Here is a 13019-nt window from a genome sequence, read left to right on the forward strand (position 1 = left end):
GGTATTGTTAATGGGAAAGACCCTTCTGCTTTTAAAACATTTATTCTTGTTGATTAAAAATTTAAAAGAGCTGTAATAATTTAGTTTTTTGACCGAAACATACAAAAGAAATGTGGTAAATTCTCAGTAAATCCCAGAGAAATTTTATTAAGAGAGGAGGTGATAGAAATGAATAGAAGAAAAGAGAGTATTTCAGTGTCCGATGAGTATTGTGGCGGAGGGTTTACCCTGATAGAGTTGCTTGTGGTAATCGCGATAATAGCGATTTTAGCAGCTATGTTATTACCTGCTTTATCACAGGCAAGGGAGAAAGCAAGACAGTCTGTATGTATGAATAACTTAAAACAGTTGGGATTAGCAATCCAGATGTATGTTCAAGATAATGATGGCTGGCTTCCTAATATGTATGATGGGACTTACTGGCCAACAAAACTTTCTATGTATATAGGAGGGGCAACTTTTACTTTTGTTCCTTGGAATCCAGGATGGTCAGCAGGAACACCAAAGAGAGTAAAGGATGTATTTATTTGTCCAAGTGGAATAAAAGAATTACATTGGGGAATAAATTATGCATATAATAAAACAATAGGGGATTATACTCCAAGATGGGGGTATCCTACTGTTAGTTATTGTGATCCTGAGAAACTTGATAGAATAAAGAATCCTACACGTGTATTTTTAGTAATTGATCAACGGACTAAATCTTGTTCAGAAATTGGAAACGATTGGAATGCTGGGTATGTTGATTACAGGCATAATGATGGAGCAAATGTATTATGGGCAGATTCACATGTAAATTGGGCTTCTCGTTCAGAAGTTGCAAGGTGGAGAGCAACAGAGTGGGTACCATAAAAAAGGAGGAAAAAAGAATGAGAAGAGTTGGAGTTTATGTATTTTTAGTATGTTTTTTATTTTCATTTATAGCAAAAGCAGACAATTTATTAAAGAACCCGGCCAATATATACGAGGAAGATTATTAAAATGATAGAAAAAAATCTTTATTTATCCACTGCTATTCCGATTACTGATATATCATCTCGAATGTTCTTCTTTGAAGAAAACCAGCCATCAATTTCTTTTGGAATTCATAAAGTTTATGCACCTATTACCAAGGTACCTATTATAATGAAAGGACTAACTAAAAATACCATATCAGTTTCTTCCTTTGCCAGTACTATCATAAAACTTGGTCCATCCCATTATCGACTCTATTCAACAAATTATCCGTTTAGTTTCAAAACAATGTATATTGCGTTATGGGAATCTGGAGATGGGATAATCTGGTATCCTCTAAAAGTTAGTAGACACGGCAAATTTTCATCTAACAGTATATGCATTAATGGAATCCCGGGGAATCAAGATATGATAGGTCAACCCCAGGTTCTTCATTTAGCTGATAATGTGTGGTATATGTATTTCTGGAAACATAAAGAAGGACATTGTCGTTACTTAAGAGCGGAGAGTCGGGATGGATTAAACTGGGCCGTTGTGGATTTTGATAATCCTGTGTTGTATCACCCCAACGACCAAGGATTGTATGCATGGGCAATGGGAATTTCTTTACGTAAGATTAAAAACCTACAGATAACAAGGAAAGAAGCTGAAAAACATTTGAAGTTAATTTCCAATGATGCTACTTATGTTTATTACAACGAATATCTAAAACGGTTTGAATGTTATTCTGTCTGGCTCCATCCTGAAGTTAGGGAAAGATCAAGATACAAAGGAGAAGCAGGAAAACCAAAAGGTATTATACGCTTTATTCACAAACGTGTCAGTAGCGATGGGATAAACTGGAGTTATCCTGAAGTAATTCTTTTGCCCGATTACCGGGACCCATGGGATTTACAATTTTATTATTTATCTGTACAGTGGCATGATAAGTGGTTGATTGGTAACTTAGGATATTACAGGACCGAAGAGGGGCAGGATACAACTGATATGGATTTATGTTTCTCAAAAGATGGGCAATCTTGGCATCGGCCAGTAAGAGGTGGATTTATTCCTCGTGTTGAAAATAAACCAGATGCTATGGGTATTTATGCTCCTAATACTTGGATAGACAAAGGAAACAAATGGTTGTGCCTTTATACTGGAACACCGGACCCTCATGATGAAGATATACATCGTGCTTCAATTATGGGTGCAACATTTGATAAAAACCGCTTTGTAGGGTTGCAAGCAGGCAAAGTTACTGGCGGTTTTTTAAGTGATGTTTTTATCCTCCAGAATGCCAATATAAAAGTAGATGCTTGTATCAAAGGATGGATGCGTGCAGAGATATGTGATGCTTTTGGAAATGCAATTAAAGATTTCCATCTTATGGATTCTTATGTTATTTCTGGTGATAAATCAGAACATATTCTACGCTGGAAGCAATCAGATACCAAGGATCTAAAATATAGAGCGTTGAGATTGAGAATAGAATTTAGAGAAGGAGTTATTTATAGTTTTTGTTTTTAATAAAAAAGGAATATTGTTGTAAACCCTGTAGAGTAAAAGAATGACATATATAGAGAGAGAGAGAGTACCTTTTATAAGTTTTAATGTACGTATCTACTAATTATGGTTCTCTTTTAAAAAAGTTGTAGTAATATTTGTCCAAAGGATTCCCATGGCGTATTTTATAATCCGTAGTCAAAAGTGAGTAGGCAACGGGCGAGGATTTGGATTAGATATAATAAGAAAATGGAAATGAAAGTACATAAAAGAATTTTAATACCAATTAAAGAAGAAAAACATAAGTACAAAGAGGATACATCTTTCGGGACATCAATTATGATGGTAAATACAACATATACAAAAAAAGATGGTTTACATTTACTTCAACTATATTCTGAAGAAGTAGCATCTGATACATCGGGTAAATGCTTCCAAAGAACAAGTAAAGACAATGGGAAAACATGGTCAAATCCCATATTAGTTTTTGAACCACAAGAAACAGAAGAAGGAGTTATAAGATGGGGAGAAAGTTGTTTATTTTTAGATGAGGGAAAAGAATGTATTTTCCATTTTTATAATTTACATCTTTACCCTAAAAATATTTTTTCAAGAGAAGTTCAAGAATACACCAGGATATTCTATAGAATAAGTTTTGATGAAGGAAAAACATTTAGTAATGGTAAGCAAATAATTCAAAAGGGATTTAACGAAACCAATTGGGCAGAAGATGTAATATATGGTAAAAATAGCATTGCAATATCATTTTGTGCTCCTTTAAAACTTAACAGTGGGAAAATACTTTTGCCATGTCAAAAAGTTCCTTTAGAGCATAAAGGAGACAATCCATTTCTTATTTCATATGTAGCAGGGTGTTTTATTGGTGAATGGAAGGGACAAGAGATAGAATGGGAATTAAGTCAAATGGTAAAAATAGACCCACAATTATCTTCAAGAGGTCTATGTGAACCAACAATCGCCCAACTTTATAATGGAGAACTCTTAATGATAATGAGAGGAAGTAATTATACAATTCCTTCTGTACCTGGATATAAATGGTTTTCAATATCAAAAGATAGTGGTTATACCTGGTCAAGTCCAACACCATTAAAATATGATACAGGAGAAAATTTCTTTTCACCTGCTACTGGTTCAAGATTAATTCGTAGTACAAAAAATAAGAAACTATACTGGATTGGAAATATTGTAAAAGAAAATCCTGATGGTAATAGACCAAGATATCCATTACAGATAGCAGAAGTTGATGAAGAAAAGAAAGCAATAAAAAAACATACAGTAAATATAATTGAAGATAAAAGAGAAAGTGATTCACCTTTTGTTCAATTCTCAAATTTCAGAGTATATGAAGATAGAGAAACAGGAGAGTTTGTCTTAATAATGGCAAGAATACAGGAAAGAGGAGAAAAAGACCTTAGTTCTCCTGCTTATGAATACAGAATAGAAGTTTTATAAATATAAAATGGGAAAAATGAAATTTCTTGTTATTGGTTTAGGTTCAATGGGAAGGCGAAGAATAAGATGTCTTCAGTATTTAGGAGAAAAAGATATTATTGGATTTGATATCAGGAAGGATAGATATGAAGAAACAGAAAAAAAATATGGAATTAAGACATTTTCTGACTTTAATGAGGCATGTGGGCAAAATCCAAATGTATTTATAATATCTGTTCCAAGTAATTTACATCATTTTTATGCAATGGAAGCAGTGAAAAGAAATAAACACTTTTTCACTGAAAGTAATTTCCTTCCCGAAGGAATTGATGATTTAGTAAAAGTAGAAAAAGAAGGAAAAATTATTTGTGTTCCAAGTTTTACTATGCCCCACCATCCGTCAGTTAAAATAATGAGGTCTGGTATTGAGGAAGGTAAGATAGGGAAAGTATATTCTTTTACCTATCACCTATCTTCTTACCTGCCTGAGTGGCATCCGTGGGAGGACTACAGGGATGTTTATTATGGGAAGAAGGAGACACCTGGCTCAAAAGAAATGGTTGCCTTTGAACTTACATGGATTGTCTGGCTACTTGGAAGAGTTCAGGAAGTATGTGCGTTTAAATCAAAAATGTCCTCTCTTGAGATTGAATTTGAGGATACATATCAAATAATATTGAAACTAAAAAATGGGGTATTGGGACACCTTCTTATAGATGTTGCATCACTGCCATCTGGAAGGAATATGAAGATTTTAGGAGAGAAAGGAACATTTTGCTGGAATTCTGAAGAAGAGATTATCAAGTGGTTTAACACTGAAAAGAGAAAATGGGAAGAGATAAAGGGAGACAAAGGTATTGAGGAGGCAGGTTATTCAGTCCATACTCATGAGGAGATGTACATAGAAGAGATGGAGAACTTTGTAAAGACGGTGAGGGGAGAAAAGAAGTATCCTTATACATTTACTCAAGAGAAACATATAATAGATATCCTTGTAGCAATAGAGCAAAGTATTTCTCAAAAAATAGTAATGGAGGTGGAAGATGAGGTGTAGAAAAGGACAAAAATTGTGGCAAAAAGCAAAAAAAATTATACCAGGTGGAACTCAACTTCTTTCAAAAACATCAGAACAGTTTTTACCAGAATATTGGCCTTCATACTACAAAAAAGCAAAAGGAATAAGTGTCTGGGACCTTGATGGGAATAAATTTCTAGATTTTTCTATAATGGGAGTGGGTAGTTGTATTCTTGGATATGCTGACCCTGATGTTAATAAAGATGTAAAAAAAGTTATAAATAATGGAAATATGTGCACACTTAATTCACCTGAAGAAGTTGAATTAGCGGAATTGCTTTTAAAAATACATCCTTGGGCAGGAAAAGTAAGATATGCAAGAACAGGTGGAGAAGCAATGGCAATAGCAGTCAGGATAGGACGTGCTTTTTCTGGTAAAGATAAGATTGCTTTTTGTGGATATCATGGATGGCATGACTGGTACTTATCAGCAAATCTTGCAGGAGATAAAAATCTTGATGGTCATCTTTTGCCTGGCTTAAAACCACTTGGCGTTCCTCGTGGTCTTTATGGAACTGCCTTTCCTTTTACTTATAATCATATTGAAGAACTTGAGGTAATAATCAAAAACAACGAGATAGGTGTAATTGTAATGGAACCAATAAGAAGTTATTATCCAGAAAATGGTTTTTTAGAAAAAGTGAGAACTCTTGCTAATAAGAATAAGGCAGTCTTGATATTTGACGAGATAACCAGTGGCTTCCGTATGAAGGTAGGAGGCGCATATACACTTTTCAATTTAGAGCCAGATATTGTTGTATATGCAAAAGCAATGAGTAATGGTTATCCTATGGCTGCTGTCGTAGGAAGAGAAAACATTATGGATAAAGCAGAAGAGAGTTTTATCAGCAGTACTTATTGGACTGAAAAAATAGGACCAAATGCTGCATTGGCAACTATTAAAAAAATGAAAAGAGAAAATGTCCCTTCACACCTGATAAAAATTGGAGAACAGATAACAAATGGGTGGAAAGAAATAGCAAATGAATGTGGACTGAAAATAAAAATATCTGGTATTCCCCCTCTTACAAAATTTTCTTTTTGTTATGAGAATTCACAGGAATTGATAACTCTTTTTACTCAGGAAATGCTTGAAAGGGGATTTCTTGCAAAAGATAGTGTTTATGTTTCATATAGTCATAAAGAAACAGATGTCGAAATATATATGTCAGCCGTAAAAGAAGTTTTTAAAAAAATTAAAAAAGGTATAGATACAAACAAAATTAGTAAAATGCTTAAAGGCCCAGTTGCTCATACAGGATTTAAACGACTTACTTAATTTTTAGGAAGAATTTAAAAATGATAGAACTTGCGTTTTTAGGGACAAATGAGGGAAATGGGCATATATTTTCATGGAGTGCAATTATAAATGGGAAATATGATGAACAACTAATGAAAGAGTGTGGTTATCCAGTTATATATGAATATCTATCAAAAAACAAAAAAGATATTGGAATTCCGGGAGCAAAGGTAAGTTATGTTTGGACAGAAGATAAAAAATATTCTGAAAAAGTTGCAAAAACAAGTTTTATAGAAAATGTTATTGATACCCCAGAGCAGGTAATAGGGAAAGTTGATGGAGTTGTTATAACTACAGATATTGGAAGCAACCATTTAAAATTAGCAAAACCATTTATTGAAGAAAACATACCTGTTTTTATAGATAAACCATTAACAGATAATGAAAAGGACTTAAAAAAATTTATAGAATATTTTAAAGAAGGCAAACCAATTCTTTCATCATCAAGTTACAGGTATTCCAAGAATATAGATGATTTCTTAAAGGAAAATACTGATAAGATAGAATTTGTAAGGTGTATAATGAACAAGACATGGGAGAGATATGGAGTACATGCAATGGAAGGGTTATATAAAATTATGGGTTCAGGGATTAAGAGTGTTATAAATTTAGGAGATAAAAACATAAATGTAGTTTATATAGAGTATAGTGATGAAAGAAAAGCAGTCATTGAAAATATCTATAATTCTAAAATTACTGACTATGATATTATAACACCAAAGAATACTTATACAATTGATGATACAAACACATTTTATATGTTTAAAAAGCAAATGGAGATATTTATCAGATTTATTGATGAAAGAAAATATCCGTATCCATATGAAGAAACGATTGAAATAACAAAGGTTATTATAGCAGGAATAATATCCCGTGAGGAGAAAAGAAAAGTTGAACTGAAAGAGATACTATATTAAAAAGGAGAATATTAGAAAATGGGAATATTAGAAAAGTTTTCATTGAAAGGTAAGGTATCCATAGTAACAGGTGGAGCAGGTCTTTATGGGAAAGGTATTGTTGAAGGACTGGCAGAAGCAGGAGGATGTGTTTATGTTGCATCAAGAAATGTTGAAAACTGCAATAAGTTAGCAGATACATTAAGAAAAAAAGGATACAGTGTTGCAGGGGCAAAATTGGACCAGACAGATACGGAAAGTATTAAACAACTAAGAAATAGAGTTATTGATGAACAGGGTAAAATAGATATTCTAATAAATAATGCTGTTTTGAGACCTATGGAGTCACCTGATGCACCAATAGAGACCTTTGAACTTTCAATGAAGGTCAATGCCACAGGTGTTGTAAATATCACACGACATATTGCAGAGGAGATGAAAAAGCAGAGGTCAGGGGTAATAATAAATATTGCTTCTATATACGGTGTGCTTGGTATTGACCCTTATCTTTATGAAGGCACTGATATGGGATTAAGTGGACCTGACTATTTCTTTCATAGAGCAGGAATTATAAATCTTACAAGATATTATGCTTCTCTTCTTGGTCCATATAATATAAGAGTTAACTGTATCTCTCCAGGTGGGCTTTTTAATAACCAGCATCCTGTGTTTGTTGAGAGATATAACAGAAAAACATTTTTAGGAAGAATGGCAAATAGAGAAGACATAAAAGGAGTAGTGGTATTTCTTGCATCTGATGCAAGTTCCTATATTACAGGAGCAAATATTATGATGGATGGAGGGCTTTCTGCAAAATGAAGAAAAAAATACTTATAATAGGTGCAGGGGGAATAGGGAAAAAACATATAGATGGATTTTTGAGAACTGGTAAATTTGAAATTTCTGCTTGTGATGTTGATAGTAAGAAGTTAAAAGAAGTAGAAGAAAAATTTAAAATTAAAAATTTAATTATTGATTTTAATTCAGTTAATTTAAGAAATTTTGATTGTGTTTTAATTTCAGCACCTGCAAATTTTCATATTCCAATTGCTATTAAATGTGCAGAAAACAATATTCCATTTCTTGTTGAAAAACCAATTTCCGTTGATTTAAAAAGTATAGATAAACTTTTAAAAATTGTTGAAAAAAATAAAGTAAAATGTGGAGTTGGTTTTACAAGAAGAAGCGTCCCATCTTTTAAAAAACTTAAAGAGATAATTGAAAATAAAAAATGTGGAGAAACAAAAATGGCTGCTTTTCATGTTGCCCAAGATTACAGAAAATATAGGCCGGACTATGCAGAAATATATTTTGCAAAAGAAAAAATGGGTGGAGGGTGTATTCTTGATGCTGTTTCTCATTCTATAGACCTTGCACAATGGTATATAGGAAAACCAGAATATGGATATGCAATTTATGATAATCTTGACTTTGGAGAAAAAATTGAAACAGAGGATAGCTCTGCAATAATAAGCAAATTTGATAATGTAATAGTTAATTTTTATTGTAATTTATTTCAAAAACCATATGAACTTTTTATTGAATTTGCTGGAACAAAAGGAAATGTGAGATATATTTCAGAAAATAAACAAATTTCAAAGATACTTTTTTCAGATAATGATGAAGGAAGATGGGAAGAACTTTTTACATTTGAAAATGAAATAAGTGATTATTATTTTTATCAAGCAGAGAACTTTTTACAACTAATAAATGGTGAAAAAACATCATTTACAAAATTAGAAGAGGCAGTTGAAAATTTAAAATTCTGTCTTAAACTCAAAAAAGGAGGCAAAAATGAAATTAAAAGAAGTTAAATGTATATGGTGGGATGGGTATCATAATGCTTTTACAGACATTATTAAATACAAAGGGAGTTATTTTGTTTGTTTTAGACATGCAACTGAACATGGATTGAAAGGACAAGGAGAAATATATGTTTTAAAGTCAAATAACCTTGAAAATTGGGAACTTATAACAAAATTTCCGCCTTTAGAAGATAGTAGAGACCCTAAATTTTTTATTTTTGAAGAAAAAATTGGAGTTTTATTTTTTGCTTATCCTGATATAAACACAAGACAGATAAGAGATGGGTATATTTCTTATTCTGATGATGGAGAAAATTTTTCACCTGTTATAAAAATTTCAAAGGACAATTTATGTTTTTGGAGAATAAGAAATTATAAAGAAAAACTTTATGCAACTGCCTATAAAGGTGGGGAAAAAGAAGAAGATTGGGGAAGTTATTTATTTGTTTCTGACGATGGTGAAAATTTTAATAAGGTATCAACAATTTTAGAAGGCGAGTACGCAAATGAAACTGACTTATTATTTGAAGGAGATATTTGTTATGCAATTGTCAGAAGAGAAAATTTACAAACGCCTGCTTTATGTATCTCAAAATATCCTTTTGATAAATGGGAGTCCTATAATTTAAACAAAATTATTCAGGGACCCTGTATATTTAAGTTTAAAGGGGAAATTTATATTGCTGGAAGAGTTAATACATTAACAAAAACAGGTATTTTAAAACTTGACCTTGAAAGAAAAAGAGTAAAAGATGAAATTATTCTTCCAAGCGAAGGGGATACTTCTTATTGTGGTGTGGTTGTTGAAAATAATAAATTTTATTTATCTTATTATTCCCAACATGAAATTGAAAAAAGAGAAAGCAAAGTTGGAGAAAATGCAGCAGGTATATATATTGCTGAGATAGGAGAATAAAAATGGAAATGAAATTTTTTGGGGTGTATCCTGCATTATTAACGCCATTTGATGAAAAAGAAAATGTTGATGAAAAACGACTAAGAAAAATTATAAAATTTCTAATTTCAAAAGGAGTAGATGGACTTTATATATGTGGAGGAACAGGGGAAGGGATGTTGATGAATGTTGATGAAAGAAAAAAAGTTGCAGAAATTGTTAAAGAAGAAGTTGGTAATAAAGTAAAAATAATAACTCATATAGGAGGTGCTTTAAATACAAAAAATACAATTGAACTTGCAAAACATTCTGAACAATTAAAAATTGATGCTTTATCCTCAATTCCGCCTTTTTATTATAAATTCAGTTTTAAAGAAATTTACAAGTATTATAAAGAAGTGGCAGAAAACACTTCTTTACCATTTTTTATTTATTATATTCCTGTAACAACAGGTGTTTCTATTACGATAGATGAAATTTGGGAACTTTCAAAAATAAAAAATATAATTGGGATTAAATATACCAATTATGACTTTTTTACTTTACAGAACATAATTTTAAAAACGAGATGGATATCTTTTTCAGGTCCTGATGAGATGTTTTTACCTGCTTTAACTATGGGAGTAGTGGGTTGTATTGGTTCAACTCAAAATGTTTTGCCAGAGATATTTATTGATATTTATAAAAGTTTTAAAGAGGGAAATATTAAAAAGGCAATGGAAGGACAAAAAAGAATAACAATTGCTGTATCTATTTTAAAAAAATATGATGGAATAACTGCATGGAAAGCAACAATGAAGTTTAGAGAAATTGATGTTGGATATGCAAAAAAACCATTTGAAAATTTTTTAGAAAAGAGTAAAGAAAAGGAATTAAAAAATGAGTGGAAAAAGTATTTTCCTGAATTTTCAGAAGGTATTAAGTAGTTTTTTATTTTTAACTATTGTTGCAATTTTTATATCCCATTCTATGGAGGAAATAAAAATGAAAAAAATTGATTTGCTTCCTGCATCAGAAAAAAATCCAAGAAATTCTGAAGGAAGTATGATTGAATTAAAAAATGGAAAAATAATGTTTATTTATTCACATTTTTATGGTGGTCAAGGAGATAATGCACTTGCTTTTCTTGCTGCCAGATATTCCTTTGATAAAGGAGAAAGTTGGACAGAAAAAGATGAAGTAATTATTGAAAATGAAGGGAAAGAAAATGTTATGAGTGTTTCTCTATTAAGATTAAAAAATGGAGAAATTTTATTAGGATATTTAATAAAGAACTCTCTTAATGATTGTAAATACTATATAAGAAAATCATCTGATGAGGGTAAATCATGGAGTAAAAAAGTTCTTGTAACAAATAAGGAGTTTTCAAATGGAAATTATTTTGTTGTAAATAATGATAGAGTAATTCAATTATCAAATGGCAGAATTATTGTTCCATCTTCTCATCATCCTTGTTCAACTGGCAAATGGGACGATTTTGGACCCGGGGAAGTAATTGTTTTTTATTCAGATGATAATGGAAATACATGGAAATCAAGTAGAAATATTCTATCATCTCCAGAAAAAAATGATAAACGTGGATTGGAAGAACCAGGAGTAGTTGAACTTAGAGATGGAAAAATTTTAATGTGGATAAGAACAAATTTAGGTCGTCAATATTATTCATATTCAGAAGATAGTGGGCAAACATGGAGTGAAGTATCTCCATCTCCTTTAGTTTCTCCTCTTTCACCAGCATCTATCAAAAGAATACCAAAAACAGGAGACCTTCTTTGTATATATAACGACCATTCTGGGAAATTCCCTTATCCAGAATTTCAAAGCAGGACACCATTAGTCTCAGCAATTTCAAAGGATGAGGGTAAAAGTTGGCAAAACCATCTCTTAATAGAAGATGACCCAAAAGGGAGATTTTGTTATACTTCAATTCTGTTTATTGACAATAAAATAATTTTGAGTTATTCCGCAGAAAATGTTGAACAGGCATGGGGACTATTAAGAGTAACTATTTTAAAGATGGAGGAAGTTTATAATGGAGAAAAAAATACATAAGGATTTTCATGGGGCTTTAAGTGTTGGTTTTGAATTTCTATCTGATAAATATGGTGAAAAGGTTCTTGAAGAATATCTTATTGATGCTGCAGAAACTATTTATAGTGATTTAATAAAAAAAATTAAAAAAAATGGAATAGTTGAATTAGAAAATTATTGGAGAAAAATTTTTACAGAAGAAGAAGGTAAGTTTTTTCTTAAAAGAGATGACAATAAAAAAATTGAATTAGTTGTTGAAGAATGTCCTGCAATTTCTCATATGAAAAAAGTTGGTTATAAAATTTACAAAAATTTCTGTATTCAGTGTGAAGTTATAAATAGAGTAATATCACAAAAAACAGGTTTTATTTCTGAAATAACTTATGATGTAAAAAATGGGAAATGCAAGCAGATATTCAAAAAAGAGGAGAGAACATGATATCATCAGGAGAATTTATTTTTGCTTATAATGAACTTTTTAAATTCATACATAAAAAATATGGGAAAAAAGATGTTATATCTTTATGGGAATTTATTTCGGATAAATTTCTTACAAATTTAGATGAACTTGTTAGAGAAAAAGGAATATCTGGAATGGCTGAATACTGGACACATACTTTAACAGAGGAAGGTGCAGAATATCAAATGTCTGTTGGAGAAAATTATTTTGAGATATTTATGAAAAAATGTCCTTCTGTTGGGAAATTAAACAAGACAAAAGTAAAAAAATATCCTTATTATTGTGAACACTGCAAAACCCTATATAAAAAAGTAATAGAAAAATACGGATTTTTATATAAAGTAAAAATTATTGACAAGGAAAAAGGGATATGTAAAGTTTTCGTCAAAAGAACTAAAAAAAGGAATTTTCCCATTCAATAAGATATTTTTTAAATTCCTTTCCAAGTACATAATTTCCAATTTCTCCATTTTTTTTAATTACTCTATGACAGGGAATTGAAATAAGATAAGGATTTTCTTTTAAAATTGAAGATATATACCGAACATTATTTTTCATTCCGAGTTTTAAAGCAATATAAGAATATGTTTTTGTATGTCCAAATTTTATTTTTTTTAATTCCACCAAAAGTTTCTCTTTTAATTTTTTTTTGTTCATGTTAAAATT

At 31.1% G+C, this 13019-nt stretch carries 14 protein-coding genes; 13 read left to right on the forward strand and 1 reads right to left on the reverse strand.

Annotated features, from left to right (window positions below):
• Positions 1–168 precede the first annotated feature (168 nt).
• The 13 genes from PLW95_00005 to PLW95_00065 all read left to right on the forward strand — a co-directional run bounded on the left by PLW95_00005 (position 169) and on the right by PLW95_00065 (position 12775).
• Complete coding sequence (locus PLW95_00005; GenBank protein HOV21050.1) at positions 169–852, forward strand: DUF1559 domain-containing protein; 684 nt, start codon at positions 169–171, stop codon at positions 850–852.
• Between the two features lie 129 nt (positions 853–981).
• Positions 982–2463: a hypothetical protein gene (locus PLW95_00010; protein ID HOV21051.1), complete on the forward strand. Its 1482-nt coding sequence runs from the start codon at positions 982–984 to the stop codon at positions 2461–2463.
• A 225-nt stretch (positions 2464–2688) separates the two neighbouring features.
• A complete protein-coding gene (locus tag PLW95_00015) occupies positions 2689–3912 on the forward strand; it encodes a sialidase family protein (GenBank protein ID HOV21052.1) in 1224 nt (407 codons plus the stop codon).
• A 7-nt stretch (positions 3913–3919) separates the two neighbouring features.
• The gene (locus PLW95_00020; protein HOV21053.1) at positions 3920–4945 is read left to right on the forward strand and encodes a Gfo/Idh/MocA family oxidoreductase; all 1026 of its coding nucleotides are present in this window, start codon (positions 3920–3922) and stop codon (positions 4943–4945) included.
• Positions 4935–6245 (forward strand): aminotransferase class III-fold pyridoxal phosphate-dependent enzyme, encoded by a 1311-nt coding sequence (locus PLW95_00025; GenBank protein ID HOV21054.1) that lies wholly within the window; start codon positions 4935–4937, stop codon positions 6243–6245. Before PLW95_00020 ends, PLW95_00025 begins: the two co-directional genes overlap by 11 nt.
• Positions 6246–6265: 20 nt before the next feature.
• Positions 6266–7183: a Gfo/Idh/MocA family oxidoreductase gene (locus tag PLW95_00030; GenBank protein ID HOV21055.1), complete on the forward strand. Its 918-nt coding sequence runs from the start codon at positions 6266–6268 to the stop codon at positions 7181–7183.
• Between the two features lie 18 nt (positions 7184–7201).
• Entirely contained in the window at positions 7202–7981 is a 780-nt protein-coding gene (locus PLW95_00035; GenBank protein ID HOV21056.1) for an SDR family oxidoreductase, read from the forward strand.
• Positions 7978–8976 carry a Gfo/Idh/MocA family oxidoreductase gene (locus tag PLW95_00040; GenBank protein ID HOV21057.1) on the forward strand — a complete coding sequence of 333 codons (999 nt, stop codon included), beginning with the start codon at positions 7978–7980 and terminating at the stop codon, positions 8974–8976. Before PLW95_00035 ends, PLW95_00040 begins: the two co-directional genes overlap by 4 nt.
• Entirely contained in the window at positions 8957–9883 is a 927-nt protein-coding gene (locus PLW95_00045) for a hypothetical protein (GenBank protein HOV21058.1), read from the forward strand. Before PLW95_00040 ends, PLW95_00045 begins: the two co-directional genes overlap by 20 nt.
• A 2-nt stretch (positions 9884–9885) precedes the next feature.
• Complete coding sequence (locus PLW95_00050; protein HOV21059.1) at positions 9886–10788, forward strand: dihydrodipicolinate synthase family protein; 903 nt, start codon at positions 9886–9888, stop codon at positions 10786–10788.
• A 58-nt stretch (positions 10789–10846) separates the two neighbouring features.
• Positions 10847–11914, forward strand: coding sequence for a sialidase family protein (locus PLW95_00055; GenBank protein HOV21060.1), 1068 nt, complete (start codon positions 10847–10849; stop codon positions 11912–11914).
• Positions 11895–12332 (forward strand): hypothetical protein, encoded by a 438-nt coding sequence (locus PLW95_00060; GenBank protein HOV21061.1) that lies wholly within the window; start codon positions 11895–11897, stop codon positions 12330–12332. The genes PLW95_00055 and PLW95_00060 overlap by 20 nt, the downstream gene beginning before the upstream one ends.
• Positions 12329–12775 (forward strand): hypothetical protein, encoded by a 447-nt coding sequence (locus PLW95_00065; protein ID HOV21062.1) that lies wholly within the window; start codon positions 12329–12331, stop codon positions 12773–12775. The genes PLW95_00060 and PLW95_00065 overlap by 4 nt, the downstream gene beginning before the upstream one ends.
• On the opposite strand, the gene PLW95_00070 is transcribed toward PLW95_00065, so the two are convergent.
• Positions 12747–13010: an MGMT family protein gene (locus tag PLW95_00070; protein HOV21063.1), complete on the reverse strand. Its 264-nt coding sequence runs from the start codon at positions 13008–13010 to the stop codon at positions 12747–12749. The two genes, PLW95_00065 and PLW95_00070, sit on opposite strands and share 29 nt — an antisense overlap.
• Positions 13011–13019 lie beyond the last annotated feature (9 nt).

Source organism: bacterium (genome assembly GCA_035370465.1).
Lineage (GTDB): Bacteria > Ratteibacteria > UBA8468 > B48-G9 > JAFGKM01 > JAGGVW01.